General features: G+C 62.0%; 12 protein-coding genes, 1 tRNA gene and 1 pseudogene. 5 read left to right on the top strand and 9 right to left on the bottom strand.

Going from position 1 to position 13,330, the window contains the following annotated elements; all coding sequences use genetic code 11:
- Positions 1–38 precede the first annotated feature (38 nt).
- From BCO18175_RS36785 to BCO18175_RS36765, 5 genes are all read right to left on the bottom strand, one after another.
- Positions 39–440, bottom strand: a complete 402-nt coding sequence (locus BCO18175_RS36785) for a YXWGXW repeat-containing protein (protein ID WP_174988447.1) — start codon at positions 438–440, stop codon at positions 39–41.
- A 160-nt stretch (positions 441–600) separates the two neighbouring features.
- A complete protein-coding gene (minE, locus tag BCO18175_RS36780; protein WP_006486661.1) occupies positions 601–855 on the bottom strand; it encodes a cell division topological specificity factor MinE in 255 nt (84 codons plus the stop codon).
- A gap of 12 nt (positions 856–867) precedes the next feature.
- Positions 868–1,683, bottom strand: a complete 816-nt coding sequence (minD, locus tag BCO18175_RS36775; RefSeq protein WP_174918271.1) for a septum site-determining protein MinD — start codon at positions 1,681–1,683, stop codon at positions 868–870.
- 59 nt (positions 1,684–1,742) lie between these two features.
- The gene (gene minC, locus BCO18175_RS36770; RefSeq protein ID WP_174988443.1) at positions 1,743–2,516 is read right to left on the bottom strand and encodes a septum site-determining protein MinC; all 774 of its coding nucleotides are present in this window, start codon (positions 2,514–2,516) and stop codon (positions 1,743–1,745) included.
- A 169-nt stretch (positions 2,517–2,685) separates the two neighbouring features.
- Positions 2,686–3,402 carry a GNAT family N-acetyltransferase gene (locus BCO18175_RS36765; protein WP_254608228.1) on the bottom strand — a complete coding sequence of 239 codons (717 nt, stop codon included), beginning with the start codon at positions 3,400–3,402 and terminating at the stop codon, positions 2,686–2,688.
- Positions 3,403–3,867: 465 nt separating this feature from the next.
- On the opposite strand from BCO18175_RS36765, the gene BCO18175_RS36760 reads away from it, so the two are divergent.
- A complete protein-coding gene (locus BCO18175_RS36760) occupies positions 3,868–5,028 on the top strand; it encodes an alkane 1-monooxygenase (protein WP_174988440.1) in 1,161 nt (386 codons plus the stop codon).
- 78 nt (positions 5,029–5,106) lie between these two features.
- On the opposite strand, the gene BCO18175_RS36755 is transcribed toward BCO18175_RS36760, so the two are convergent.
- Positions 5,107–6,642, bottom strand: a complete 1,536-nt coding sequence (locus BCO18175_RS36755) for a methyl-accepting chemotaxis protein (protein WP_174988437.1) — start codon at positions 6,640–6,642, stop codon at positions 5,107–5,109.
- A 595-nt stretch (positions 6,643–7,237) separates the two neighbouring features.
- Here BCO18175_RS36755 and BCO18175_RS36750 point away from each other — a divergent pair.
- A complete protein-coding gene (locus BCO18175_RS36750; RefSeq protein WP_174988434.1) occupies positions 7,238–7,576 on the top strand; it encodes a hypothetical protein in 339 nt (112 codons plus the stop codon).
- An 805-nt stretch (positions 7,577–8,381) separates the two neighbouring features.
- Here BCO18175_RS36750 and BCO18175_RS36745 read toward each other — a convergent pair.
- Positions 8,382–8,472: transfer RNA gene (locus tag BCO18175_RS36745), tRNA-Ser, on the bottom strand.
- A 136-nt stretch (positions 8,473–8,608) separates the two neighbouring features.
- Positions 8,609–9,910 carry a serine--tRNA ligase gene (serS, locus tag BCO18175_RS36740; protein ID WP_174988431.1) on the bottom strand — a complete coding sequence of 434 codons (1,302 nt, stop codon included), beginning with the start codon at positions 9,908–9,910 and terminating at the stop codon, positions 8,609–8,611.
- A gap of 262 nt (positions 9,911–10,172) precedes the next feature.
- On the opposite strand from serS, the gene BCO18175_RS36735 reads away from it, so the two are divergent.
- The gene (locus tag BCO18175_RS36735; RefSeq protein WP_174968519.1) at positions 10,173–10,442 is read left to right on the top strand and encodes a DUF2164 domain-containing protein; all 270 of its coding nucleotides are present in this window, start codon (positions 10,173–10,175) and stop codon (positions 10,440–10,442) included.
- Positions 10,443–10,488: 46 nt separating this feature from the next.
- Here BCO18175_RS36735 and BCO18175_RS36730 read toward each other — a convergent pair.
- Positions 10,489–11,454 (bottom strand): annotated as a pseudogene (locus BCO18175_RS36730) (replication-associated recombination protein A); the annotation flags it as partial.
- A gap of 170 nt (positions 11,455–11,624) precedes the next feature.
- Between BCO18175_RS36730 and BCO18175_RS36725 the strand changes: the two are divergent.
- Positions 11,625–12,905 (top strand): tyrosine-type recombinase/integrase, encoded by a 1,281-nt coding sequence (locus tag BCO18175_RS36725; RefSeq protein WP_174988428.1) that lies wholly within the window; start codon positions 11,625–11,627, stop codon positions 12,903–12,905.
- 42 nt (positions 12,906–12,947) lie between these two features.
- Entirely contained in the window at positions 12,948–13,271 is a 324-nt protein-coding gene (locus BCO18175_RS36720; protein WP_174988426.1) for an H-NS histone family protein, read from the top strand.
- Positions 13,272–13,330: the final 59 nt, after the last annotated feature.

Below are 13,330 nucleotides of genomic sequence, written 5' to 3'. Positions count from 1 at the left end.
GCGATGGCGATTGCGGTTCTTTTCATCGCACGCCTCCATTACGCCCAGTGGCCACGGGTCCAGAACCAGTTCGGACCGCGCTGGTCCCAATGGCCCGGCACCCATTGCATGCCGACGCGCTCGGTTTCCCAGTGGCCGCCGATCCACACGTAGCGGCCATGCTCCCAGTGCCAGTGTCCGCGATCCCACACGTAGCCCACGCGCGAGGCCGGCACGACCTCGTAGCGCACCGGCGGCGGCGCATTCGGCGCGACGACGACGATTTCCTCGGTGCGCACGGCGACCGGCTCGGCGACGACCACACGGCCCTGCGGCACGATCACGGGCGTGCCGACGAGAATCTCGTCCGCATGCGCGGCAAACGGCGCGACGACGGCTGACAGGCCCGCGGCAAACAGGGCGAGCGAAACGATACGACGTTGAACAGTAGAGACAGCCATCACAACCTCCTGGTTGAACAAGTTACGCGAGCGTATTCGTTCAATGCGGGAGGTGCGGTTACGGCCGACAGACGCCGTGTTACGGCGTGCCCGAAAGTGCAACAGGGCGTAAGACGCGCACGGCGGCGAGTGCCGCCGTGCGGAGGGATACCCGCAACGGTCAGGCTTGCGGGATCTCGATCTTCACTTCGAGGACTTCGAGATCGTCCTGGCGCTCGAGGCTCACGCGGATGTCATCGTTCGAAATATGGACGTACTTCGAGATGACCGCGACCAGCTCCTTCTGCAGCGCCGGCAGGTAATCGGCCGGCGGACGGCCGCCGACGCGCTCGTGCGCGATGATGAGCTGCAGGCGCTCCTTCGCGACCGATGCGGACTTTTTCTTCTCGCCGAGGAGAAACGAAAGGATGGACATGGACGGCCTCCGTTACTTGCTGCCGAAGAGGCGCTGCAGCAGGCCCGGCTTCTGGTAATCGGTGAAGCGCAGCGGCTTGTCTTCGCCGAGGAAACGCGCGACGACGTCCTTGTACGCTTCCGCAACGTCCGTGCCGTCGATATGGACGGCCGGCAGACCCTGGTTCGATGCATGCAGCACGGCTTCCGACTCGGGCACCACGCCGATCAGCTTGATGCGCAGGATCTCGCTGATGTCCTCGAGCGACAGCATCTCGCCTTCGCTGACGCGCTTCGGGCTGTAGCGCGTGATCAGCAGGTGTTCCTTGATCGGATCCTTGCCTTCGGTCGCGCGCTTCGTCTTCGACGACAGGATGCCGAGAATGCGGTCGGAATCGCGCACCGACGACACTTCCGGGTTCGTGACGATCAGCGCTTCATCCGCGAAGTACATTGCGTGCAGCGCGCCTGCCTCGATACCGGCCGGCGAATCGCAGACGATGTAGGCGAAGTCCATCGCGACGAGGTCGTTCAGCACCTTCTCGACGCCTTCGCGCGTCAGCGCATCCTTGTCGCGCGTCTGCGACGCCGGCAGGATGAACAGGTTCTCGCACTTCTTGTCCTTGATCAGCGCCTGGTTCAGGTTCGCTTCGCCCTGGATCACGTTCACGAGGTCGTACACCACGCGGCGTTCGCAGCCCATGATGAGATCGAGGTTGCGCAGGCCGACGTCGAAGTCGATCACGGCCGTCTTGTGGCCGCGCAGCGCGAGACCGGACGCAAAGCTCGCGCTCGTCGTCGTCTTGCCCACGCCGCCCTTGCCCGAGGTCACCACGATGATTTTTGCCATTTACCCAATACCCTGTGTTCGTCAATGAGAGCCGATCGATCCGGAGCGCACCGCGTGTATTACGTCAGGCGCAGCGGTTCGATCATCAGTTTTTCCTCTTCGAGCCGGATCTGCACCGATTTGCCCAGTACTTCGGCGGGCAACGGGTTCTCGGTTGTTCGATAGATACCCGCGATCGAAATCAGTTCCGGCTCGAGACACGTGCAGAAAATGCGCGCGTCGTGATTGCCGTGCACGCCCGCGAGTGCGCGGCCGCGCAACGGCGCGTAGATGTGGATATTGCCTTCCGCGATGATCTCCGCGCCGTGACTGACCGGCGCGAGCACCACGAGGTCTCCTTTCGCGTAAATCTGCTGCCCCGAACGCAACGGCCGGTCGATCACGAGCGTCTGCCCCCCCGCCTGCAACAACGTCGGCGCGGGTTCCTGCGCCGGTTCGGCTGCCGGAGCGGCGGCGGCTTCGGCGACGGGCGCCGGCGCCGTTTCCGCTTCGTCGGCGTGCTTCGCGGCCGGCGCGCGGCGATCGCGCGCCTCGAGCAACGGCAGGCCGGCTTCCCCCGCCCAGCCCTGCGTTGCCAGCGCGACGACGCCCACCGGGCGCATCCGCACGTCGTTCAGCATCTGGCGGATGTCCGCCAGCGCGACGCGTTCGCCGTCAGCCAGGCGGCGGACGTCGATCGCGACGACATCGTCGGCGAAAAACTCGGGGGTCGCTTCGAAGCGCTTGACCAGTTCGGTACGCAACGCATCGAGATCGGTCGTCTTCACGGTGAACAGCAACGTATCGACCGATCCGCTGCGCAGCTCGAAGAATGGCGATTTTTTAAGCGACATGGACACTCTGCAAAAATTTTTTGCGTATTTTACAGGCGTCCACGCGTGCGGCCATTATTTTTGGGGAACCGGGTGGCGGCGGCCCGGGAGGGTGCGCAACCGGCGGGCGGGCAGGCAAGCGGGCGACCGGATCTTCATCGCGCCGTGCGGCCCGCGTTCTGACATCACGTCAGTGCTTCATCTGCGACACGTACAGCGATTTCATCGCGCCGGGCATCCGCGCGATCGGCGCGTGTTCGCCGGTATTGCCGAAACCCGCACGCTCGTAGAAGCGGATCGCGTTGCGGTTCGCATCGGCAATCCATGCGTAGACGTCCTGGGCGCCGCGCTCGGCGAGCCAGGCGGTGGCCGTCTCCAGCAGCAGCACGCCGCCGCGCAGATGACGCACCGCGTGCGCAACCCACAGCTCGCTGACGAACGCGCGCCGATCGGGCGTATTGTCGAAATACGCGCCGATCATGCCGGCCGGATGGCCTTCGGTATACAGCAGGAAAGTCGTCGACTCGTCGGACACGGCGCGCTGCGCGGCAATCGCCGACGCTGCGTCCGTTTCGACGTTCAGCAATTCGGCCTCCGGCGCTTCGCCGGGTGCGTAGGGCTCGCGCAGCGATGCGGCGCGGAGTTCGCGATACACGCCGCCCTGGTCGGCAACGATACGACGAACGGTCAAGGTCGAACTCATGCAGGCACAGCCCCCTTCAGACAGCAAGCTATTAGCTTCAACCGAAAGCGGGGCATGAGTCAAATCGTTATTTTCAAATGGCGGCGCGAATCGAAAGGCGGCAGCCACCGCCGGCGGCCATGCGGCCAGCCAGTGTGCAGGTGCAGCATCGCCGCGTCGATGCGTGCTGTCGAACGACGGCCGCGGCGGCTTCGTTCGACGCATGACGCCAGTCGCCTTGCGACATCAGGCAGACGCCCGTCCGAGCCTGCACATTTCATCGCGGAAGCCGTAATGATCCGTAATATTGGTAACCCCGAAAGTGTGCGTCACTGGTACCCGCCGCCCTTCGCATATTGCGACGCAACATTTGTTGCGAGCCTGCGGCACCGATGTCCGCACGCATCACGTCGTGCCTTCCGTCTGACAAACCCGGCACGCGGGCAGGCCGATCCCGCGTTCCGTGCATGTTTCAATCAGCTTGCACGGGCCCTTCCCTGCCTGCGCCGCACGCGCCCCTCCGTTTGGAGCCGCGCGCCTAGTGCCGGAGTTTGGCAAGCGGGCGCATGGGTCGTATAACAGGCAGAACCGGGTGACGATCCGGCGCAACCGCGCGTGCGTCGCGGGCCAACGAGAATTCGAACAACCGTACAGGCGGCCGCCCTCGGGCCGGCCGGCAGGAGGGAGACAATGGCAATGACCGACGGATCGGCTTCGGGCTGGTCGGATGGCAAGCGTTACCTGTGGCTGCTCGGCGCGCTGACGATCACGCTGCCGATCCTCGCCGCCCAGCTCGCGCTGTCGACGGGCCTGCACGTGTTCTGGTGGTTCGGCCCGCTGTTCGCGTTCGGCGTGATCCCGATCCTCGACACGCTGATTGGCGACGATCGCGACAACCCGCCCGAGGACGTCGTGCCGCACCTCGAACGGGAGCGCTACTACCGGTTGATCGTCTATCTCGCGACCTTCGTCGAATACGTCGCGTTCTTCGTGTGCGTATGGATCGTCGGCACGCATGCGCTCGCATGGTACGACTACGTCGGCTTCGCGCTGTCGCTCGGCGCCGCGACGGGCATCTCGATCAATACCGCGCACGAACTCGGGCATAAAACCGACCGCTTCGAGCGCTGGCTCGCGAAGATCACGCTCGCGCCGGTCGCATACGGGCACTTCTACGTCGAGCACAACCGCGGCCACCACGTGCGTGTCGCGACGGCCGAGGATCCGGCGAGCGCGCGCTACGGCGAATCGTTCTGGGCGTTCCTGCCGCGCACCGTGACCGGCAGCATCCGCTCGGCGTGGCGGCTCGAGAAGGCGCGCCTCGAACGGCTCGGGCATTCGCCGTGGACCTGGCGCAACGAGGTGCTGCACGCGTGGGCGATGACCGTCGTCGTGTGGGGCATCGCGATCGCGATGGCCGGCAAGGTCGTGATCCCGTTCCTCGTGATCCAGGCCGTCTACGGCGCGTCGCTGCTCGAAGTCGTGAACTACGTCGAGCACTACGGGCTCGGCCGCCGCAAGCTGCCGAGCGGCCGCTACGAACGCTGCACGCCGCAGCACTCGTGGAACAGCAATCACGTCGTCACCAACCTGTTCCTGTACCAGTTGCAGCGGCACGCCGACCATCACGCGAATCCGACGCGCTCGTACCAGGCGCTGCGCCACTTCGACGATGCGCCGCAACTGCCGGCCGGCTACGCGACGATGATCCTGTTCGCGTACGTGCCGCCGCTCTGGTATCGCGTGATGAATCCGCGCGTCGTCGCGCACTACGGCGGCAACATGGCGCAATCGAATATCAAGCCGTCTATCCGCGCCCGGGTGCTCGCGCAATATCCGGCCGCGGCTTGATCTCGGGGGACGGGCCGGTGCTCGCCGGCGCCGCCGCCGCCCCCGGTTACGTTGAAGTCCGGCGCGACGGCACAGCCGTCACGCCATTTCCGGCAGCCTGAACACGGCCACCGCATGCCGCAGCGCGCTCGCCTGCTCGGCCAGCGCCTGCGTCGCGGCCGAGGCCTGCTCGACGAGCGCCGCGTTGCGCTGCGTCGCTTCGTCCATCTGCGTCACCGCGATGTTCACCTGCTGGATGCCGCCGCTCTGCTCCTGCGACGCGGACGAGATCTCGCCGACGATCGTCGTGACGCGCTGCACCGCGCCGACGATCTCGTGAATCGATTCGCCCGCTCGGCCGATCAGCACGGCGCCCTCGTCGACCCGCTTCGTCGACTGCTCGATGAGCCCCTTGATCTCCTTCGCGGCGGCGGCGCTGCGCTGCGCGAGCGTACGCACTTCCGCTGCGACGACGGCGAAGCCGCGCCCCTGCTCGCCCGCGCGCGCCGCCTCGACCGCCGCGTTCAGCGCGAGGATGTTGGTCTGGAACGCGATGCCATCGATCACCGCGATGATCTCGCCGACCTTCGCCGAGCTGTCGGCGATGCCGTTCATCGTGCCGACGGCATCCGTCATCACGCCGCCGCCTGCCGCCGCGATGTTCGACGCGTCGTGCGCCAGTTGCGCCGCGTGCTGTGCGTGCTCGGCCGACTGGCGGACGATGCCCGTGAGTTCGGTCATGCTGGCGGCCGTCTCCTCGAGCGACGCGGCCTGCGCCTCGGTACGCGCCGACAGGTCGTGATTGCCCGACGCGATCTGTGCGCTCGCCGTCGCGACGGCTTCGGCGTGCGTGCGCACTTCTAGCACCACGCCCGACAGGCTCGTCTGCATGGTCTGCAACGCGCGCAGCAGATCGGCGATCTCGTCGCGGCCGGCCGCATCGACGTCGCGCGTCAGGTCCCCTTCGGCGACGGCCTGCGCGCATGCCACCGCGCGGTCGAGCGGACGCAGGATCGCGCGGCTGAACAGGAACGCGCCGACCATCGCGACGCCGAGCACGACCAGCATCAGCACGAGGCTCGCGGTGGTTGCATGCTGCGCGTCGCGGCTCGCCTGCGCCGACACGGCGGCACTCTCGTCGGCGATCGACTTCGCGGCCCGCTCCAGCAGCGCCGCGGGTTCGCGATCGACGCCCGCCACGGCGGCATCGCCGGCCGACGGCTCGAAGCCGGCAGCCTTGAACGCGTCGAACCCGCGCCGGTAACCCTCGCCCATCGCCGTGTGCGCGCGCATGAACTGCTCGACGAGCGAGCGGCTCTCGCCGGGCGGCAACTGATGCACGAGCTGCGCGGCGAGCGTATCGACCGTCCGCTCGCGCGTCTGGAACGCCTGCCAGTACTGGTCGAGCTTCGCGGGTTGCTTGCCACGCAACAGCGTGTCCTTCCATTCCTGCACCTGCAGCTTGAACTGCACGAGCGTGGCCGACACGAGCCGTTCGTCGCCGACGTTCGTCTGCACGTCTTCGGCGAACGTATCGATCGACCGATTGAGTATGTGGATACCGTACAGCGCGCCACAGAACATCAGCAGCAGCGCGACGGCGAATGCGAGGGGAATCTTGTAGCTCAGCTTCATGGGACCTTGAATCGACGGGAAACGATGCGGTCCGGCACGGGCGCCGGCCACCGCCCCGTGTTAACGGCGCCGGAAGCGCGGGCTTAAAGCTGAAGAAAGCGGCGAAAAGCGAACGCGAGTAGTCGAGCCGCTCGGCACGATCAGGTTGGATGCGTCGCGCGTGCCCTGGCGCGAGCGCACCACAGGGGCGGTCGCGGCGCATAACGTACGCAGCCGCTTCCAGATGGTCACTTCGTCCAGCCGGTATGTCGAGTTCGAGGCCGGACATCGTGCCCGTCCTGCGGATCACGAAAATCCGACTCCCTGTTTAATCGACAAAGCATGTCTCTTCACAATCGACGCTACCGATTATTCAATCAAAATTATTACACCAAAAATGTAAATCATTACAGCACATCGAATGCCATAACCTCAATGCAAATCAACCACAATAAATAATTGATAGACAAAAAGTAAATCATACTTAATTTATTCAATATAGAATTCAACTGCCCAATCGATGCGCATAAAATCAGCGGACAATCCAATTATTGCAAAATGCTACTCGCATCTTTTAATTGCAATTCAATCAATCCAAACAGAAAAAGGTGAAATCATGGCTGCTGGCAAGATTATTATCGTAAACAAATCGCCCAATACGCTGTCCGTGGCAATCAACATCTGGAGCAGCAACGGCGGAAATCCAGGCACCTTCGCCGTTCTCCCCGGCGCGACGGGGGACTCCGCCACCTGGTCGCGCACCGATGAGCGCGGCTACGTGATGTTCCTGAAACAAGGCGGTAGCGAGGCACCGTTCTACGTCGTTCCAGGCAGCACCATTACCTTCGTCTCAATGGACAGTGTCGTTGACAATGGCCAGCGCATTCACCCCATCACCGCGCCGCTTCCGTCTCTGACCGAGGAGCGCGCGGAAGTAAATCCGGTCGAGAAATAATCCAGCGGAAGGGCCGCGCCAATCATCGTGTTCAGGGTGATGGGCCAAGCGACTAGCGTCAGGTGTGTCCGACTGCTCCCGGAGCAACCTGGAACGACGGCTTTGATACAAAGTCGTGACGCTTGTCGCGCGGTTCAGCGCGGCCTGCTGGCAGCGCGAATCTCCGGGGACGGGGAGCGCAAGCTGAGTGGCATTCCCCCTCCCCCTCTGCAAATGGCCTTTACGCAGAGAGCACCGGTCAGGTGTGTTGGTCGACGCGATTGCGCGCGGCGCTCGTCTTCGGACTCAACGCTTCGTGGCCTGTATAAAGGACACAACGCGCCTTCGAAGACTGCATCGCCGTCCGCCAGCGGACCATTTCCCACTCGAACTCGGCGAACACGCCTGACAACTGGATCATCACCCAGCCCAACCGGCAAGGTGGTGCGATGTGTCAGGGCAGGTTCTCAAAGCCTGCTCCGTGCGCCTGCAGGCGATTCGCGGCACGGCACTACCCCGCCATCCAGCGGCGCACAACGACGCTCGACAGCACGCCGAATACGATCCTCGCGATCACGTCGGACAGGTCGTGCCCCGGGTCGGTGTCGACACGATCATCACGGCATTCAGCACGACCGACGCGCAGTTTGCCATTCAGCGCGGCTGTATCGAGGACGCGGCACGATCATGCACGCGGTGGGCGCCATCGCATCGGCACGATCCGATATGCCGACGGTCGAGCTGTTACGGCTGCAACACGACGCACGCACCGCGAGCCCAAAACGAAAAACCCCTTGATCCTTCCGGATCAAGGGGCTTCGTATTTTGGCGGAGAGGGTGGGATTCGAACCCACGGTACGGGGAAACCGTACGCCTGATTTCGAGTCAGGTACATTCGACCACTCTGCCACCTCTCCTTCCTTGCTGCTTTACTGCATTTCGCGGTTGGTCGTTTCCGCGAAAGAAAAGATTATAGAACGATCTCTTCGAAACCCACAAGCCCTTTTTGCAAATATTTTTACGAGAGCTTCAAGAACTTGCGGGAGCAGGATCTTACGACGCCTGCACGGGTGCGTCGATACGCTCGATGCCGCCCATGTACGGACGCAGCACTTCCGGCACCGTGACCGAGCCGTCCGCGTTCTGGTAGTTCTCCAGCACCGCGACGAGCGTGCGGCCGACGGCGAGACCCGAACCGTTCAGCGTATGCACGAGTTCCGGCTTGCCCTGCGCGTTGCGGAAACGCGCCTGCATCCGGCGCGCCTGGAACGCCTCGGTGTTCGAGCAGCTCGAGATCTCGCGATAGGTGTTCTGCGCAGGCAGCCACACCTCGAGGTCGAACGTCTTCGCGGCCGAGAAGCCCATGTCGCCCGTGCACAGCGTAATCACGCGGTACGGGAGGCCGAGCTTCTGCAGGATCGCTTCCGCATGGCCGACCATCTCGTCGAGCGCCGCGTACGACGCGTCCGGCGCGACGACCTGCACCATCTCGACCTTGTCGAACTGGTGCTGGCGGATCATCCCGCGCGTGTCGCGACCGTACGAACCGGCTTCCGAGCGGAAGCACGGGGAATGCGCGGTCAGCTTGATCGGCAGCGCGGACGCGTCGACGATCGATTCGCGCACGGTGTTCGTCAGCGAGATTTCCGACGTGGAGATCAGGTATTGCGTGACCTTGTTCTCCTCACCGCCCTTCTCGACGCGGAACATGTCGTCCGCGAACTTCGGCAGCTGGCCCGTGCCATACAGGATCTCGGGGTTCACGATGTACGGCGTGTACGTCTCGGTGTAGCCGTGCTGCTGCGTGTGCGTGTCGATCATGAACTGCGCGAGCGCGCGGTGCAGGCGCGCGATCGAGCCGCGCAGCATCGTGAAGCGCGCGCCGGCGAGCTTCGCGCCGGTCTCGAAATCGAGGCCCAGCGGCGTGCCGACGTCGACGTGATCCTTCACCTCGAAATCGAACTGGCGCGGCGTGCCCCAGCGGCGCACCTCGACGTTGTCGGCTTCGTCCTTGCCGACCGGCACGCTTTCATGCGCGACGTTCGGCATGCCCAGCATCAGGTCGGACAGGCGCGCCTGGATCTCGCCGAGCTTGGCTTCTCCCGCCTTCATTTCGTCGCCGATCCCGCCGACCTCGGCCATCACGGCCGACGTGTCCTCGCCCTTCCCCTTCATCGCGCCGATCTGCTTCGACAGGCTGTTGCGGCGCGCCTGGAGCTCTTCGGTGCGGGTCTGGATCGCGCGGCGTTCCGCTTCGAGGGCGGAGAACGCGGCGATGTCGAGGGTGTAGCCGCGATCGGCGAGGCGCTGGGCGACGCCGTCGAGGTCTTTGCGCAGCAACTGGATGTCGAGCATGGGAGGACTTGGAGAATCGTTGTGTAAGACGGGAATTCTAACGCACCGCGCGGCCGCCACGGCACTGGCCGGACGGACAATGCTGCAAACGGGCGATGACCGTGGTGCGACGGCCATGGCAGTATCGCGTTGCCGGTCCGCCCGCCGGCACCCGAGAATCGCGCGGCATCGCACCGCCGCGGATCGCGAAACGCCCGTGCGCGCCCGTGGCAGCGCATCGAACGAGACACCCGCCACACGTCACAGCTACTCAAGGAACCCGATGGCCATCGAACTGGACAAGGATGTACGCGACCGCGCGATCGCGTCGCTGCAACGCTATTTCACAGAAAACATGGACGAGCCGATCGGCAATATCCAGGCCGGCGCGCTGCTGCACTTCTTCGTCGAGGAGATCGCGCCCGCGATCTACAACCTCGCGATCGCCGATGCGCAGCAGAGCCTGAACGCGCGCGTCGCCGAACTCGACATCGAATGCCATCAGGAGCCATTCAGCTACTGGAAGAAGCAGCCGGCGGCCCGCAAGCGCTGATGCCTTCGCGACGGCACCGGCGCGGACCGCGCCGGACGTTGCTCCGTCAGTCCTTCTTGCCGGCCTCGCGGTCGAGTTCGCGCAGCCACGCGAGCTTGTCGGCGATCTTCGATTCGAGCCCGCGCGGCACCGGCTTGTACCAGCGCGGTTCGCGCATCCCGTCCGGCAGGTACGTCTCGCCGGCCGCATACGCATTCGGCTCGTCGTGCGCGTAACGGTAAGCGTGACCGTAGCCGAGTTCCTTCATCAGCTTGGTCGGCGCGTTGCGCAGATGCACGGGCACCTCGCGCGACTTGTCCTGCTTCACGAACGCCATCGCCTGGTTGAACGCGTTGTAGCCCGCGTTGCTCTTCGCCGCGCACGCGAGATAGATCACCGCCTGCCCGAGCGCGAGCTCGCCTTCCGGCGAGCCGAGCCGCTCGTAGGTTTCGGCCGCGTCGTTCGCCATCTGCAGCGCGCGCGGATCGGCGAGGCCGATGTCTTCCCACGCCATCCGCACGATCCGCCGCGCGAGATACTTCGGATCCGCGCCGCCGTCGATCATCCGGCAGAACCAGTACAGTGCGCCGTCCGGGCTCGAACCGCGCACCGACTTGTGCAATGCCGAGATCTGGTCGTAGAAGTTGTCGCCGCCCTTGTCGAAGCGCCGTGCGTTCAGCGTCATCGCGCTGCTGACGAATTCGGCGTCGATCGTCGCGGTGCCGGCCGACGTGGCCGCCGTCTGCGCCTGCTCGAGCAGGTTCAGGAAGCGCCGCGCGTCGCCGTCCGCATAGCCGACCAGCGTATCGATCGCCTTGTCGTCGAACGACAGGCCGTCGAGCGCGATTTCCTGCGCGCGCTTCAGCAACTGGCGCATCTCGTCGTCGTCCAGCGACTTCAGCACGTACACCTGAGCCCGCGACAGCAAGGCCGAATTGACCTCGAAGCTCGGGTTCTCGGTCGTCGCGCCGATGAAGGTCACGAGCCCCGACTCGACGAACGGCAGCAACGCGTCCTGCTGCCCCTTGTTGAAGCCAGATACGATCCTATGCACCTGTTGTAAATCAATAGGTTGGAGTGCATGACTCACGGTTTTTTGCACAAAACACCGCTTTTCATGCACAATTTTTTGCACCAACAAAATTGATTGTGCAAGCCAAGGCTCAGAGTGGCTTGTGCAGGTCAGCATAGGAAGGGGTCACAGTGTCGGTCTACCCAATCAAGTACAAGGTTCTGAACAAGGAGACTGGTCGCAAGGTCAGCGTCACCAGGTGGCGTGTCCAGATCCGCAAAGGAGGCGAAAACCTCTCCAAGCTCTTTGATGATGAAGCTGTAGCTAGGTCATGGGAAGAGCAAGAGCTTCACCGTATCAATACTGGTGTTCCTCAGAATCTCATTTTTGATCAAAAGTATCAACTTGAAATGCCTGACATGAGAAGGCTGCTCAAGGACTACTTTGAGCAATACATGAGCAAGCATTCCCCTACTTCACTGAAGACCAACAGCAATCGTTGTCTTCGTGCTATTCCCCAAATTCCAATCTATCTTAAACAACTTGGCCCCAAGATTGACAACTATCGTTATCACAGCACGATTGTTGATGCAATGCTTGGCAGGACATTCAATAAAGACCACATTGATTTTGGACAATTCAAGATTGACACCGTGGACTTCTGGCTCTTGATCGCCTACATGGAATCAAGGAAAAGCACAGGTATCAAGAACAACACTATCCTTCGTGAAATCTCAACTATCAGTTCAGCTTTTGAGAAGGTCTACAAGCTCTATCCTGAACAATTCCCCAATGGGCTCATGAACCCAGTGAAGATGTTGCCCAAGGGTGAAAAGCCTAAAGCATATCTTGGAAGGAAACGGGTTCTCTCTGAAGATGAAGCTGTTCAGATTGCAGAATGGTTGAAGCTCAAAGCCAATCAAGAACCTTACTATCTGTTTGTCACCTGTCTTGAGTCAGGAGCACGAAAGAGTGAAGTGCTTGGTGCTCAGTGGGAAAACGTGAATCTTAATCTTTGGTCTATCCACATTCCCAAAACAAAGAATGGAAAGCCAAGGGACATCATGATTCCAGAAGATGAAGAGTTTCGTGAATGGCTCAAGACCAACAGACTTGCCAAAGGCCCTATCTTCAAATTGACTCACTGGAATTTCAGGCAATACTGGGTGGATGCCTTGAAGGCTCTTGGTCTTTATGATGACCCTGACACAAGGCTTCACTTCCATGATACCCGCAGGACTGCACTGACCAAGCTCATTCGCCAGAAGAGGTCTAACAACTTCCAGATTGCCAAAGAAATGGGAGTGTCACCACAGACTGTTGAACAAACCATTCAAAACATGCCTGATCGTCTTGCAGAAGTCTTTGCAAAACTCAGGTCAGGCCAATCATTGAATGAAGAAGAAATTATGCTGCTTGCAGGGCATAGTTCTTCTGCCATGACTAATGCCTATTATGGCGACAGGAACTAAGTTAAGATGTGCGAACAAACTTCCACCAAGAGGATCAAGCCAATGGCAACTGCAACCCCTACGTATGATGAACTTCAAGAGCAAATCAAGAAGCTCACTGAACAAGCTGAAGCCATCAAGCAATCTGAGATTGAAGCTGTCTTGACTGACATGAAGGCCAAGATCGCCAAGTATGGGTTGACTGCTGCACAGCTTGGCTTTTCTTCTTCCTCCAAACCTGCCAAGAAGACCACAGGTAGCAAGGAGGCTGTTGTCATGTATCGCAACGGTGATCTCACTTGGTCAGGAGTCAAGCAAGGTAGGAAGCCCAAGTGGGTGGTTGAAGCTCAAGCAGCCGGTGAAGACATTGAAAAATACCGAGTCTAGACAGGCAGGCAATGCCCCCAAAAAAGAGCACCTTCGGGTGCTTTTTTATTGACGCAGAA

The organism is Burkholderia lata (genome assembly GCF_902499335.1).
Classification (GTDB): domain Bacteria; phylum Pseudomonadota; class Gammaproteobacteria; order Burkholderiales; family Burkholderiaceae; genus Burkholderia; species Burkholderia lata_B.
Note: the sequence above shows the minus strand (reverse complement) of the source record. Positions and strands in the feature narration are given on the sequence as shown.

Coding starts and splice junctions, on each gene's coding strand:
- BCO18175_RS36785 (WP_174988447.1), bottom strand. CDS start 440: ATGGCTGTCTCTACTGTTCAACGTCGTATCGTTTCGCTCGCCCTGTTT.
- minE (WP_006486661.1), bottom strand. CDS start 855: ATGTCCATCCTTTCGTTTCTCCTCGGCGAGAAGAAAAAGTCCGCATCG.
- minD (WP_174918271.1), bottom strand. CDS start 1,683: ATGGCAAAAATCATCGTGGTGACCTCGGGCAAGGGCGGCGTGGGCAAG.
- minC (WP_174988443.1), bottom strand. CDS start 2,516: ATGTCGCTTAAAAAATCGCCATTCTTCGAGCTGCGCAGCGGATCGGTC.
- BCO18175_RS36765 (WP_254608228.1), bottom strand. CDS start 3,402: ATGCGTCGAACGAAGCCGCCGCGGCCGTCGTTCGACAGCACGCATCGA.
- BCO18175_RS36760 (WP_174988440.1), top strand. CDS start 3,868: ATGGCAATGACCGACGGATCGGCTTCGGGCTGGTCGGATGGCAAGCGT.
- BCO18175_RS36755 (WP_174988437.1), bottom strand. CDS start 6,642: ATGAAGCTGAGCTACAAGATTCCCCTCGCATTCGCCGTCGCGCTGCTG.
- BCO18175_RS36750 (WP_174988434.1), top strand. CDS start 7,238: ATGGCTGCTGGCAAGATTATTATCGTAAACAAATCGCCCAATACGCTG.
- serS (WP_174988431.1), bottom strand. CDS start 9,910: ATGCTCGACATCCAGTTGCTGCGCAAAGACCTCGACGGCGTCGCCCAG.
- BCO18175_RS36735 (WP_174968519.1), top strand. CDS start 10,173: ATGGCCATCGAACTGGACAAGGATGTACGCGACCGCGCGATCGCGTCG.
- BCO18175_RS36720 (WP_174988426.1), top strand. CDS start 12,948: ATGGCAACTGCAACCCCTACGTATGATGAACTTCAAGAGCAAATCAAG.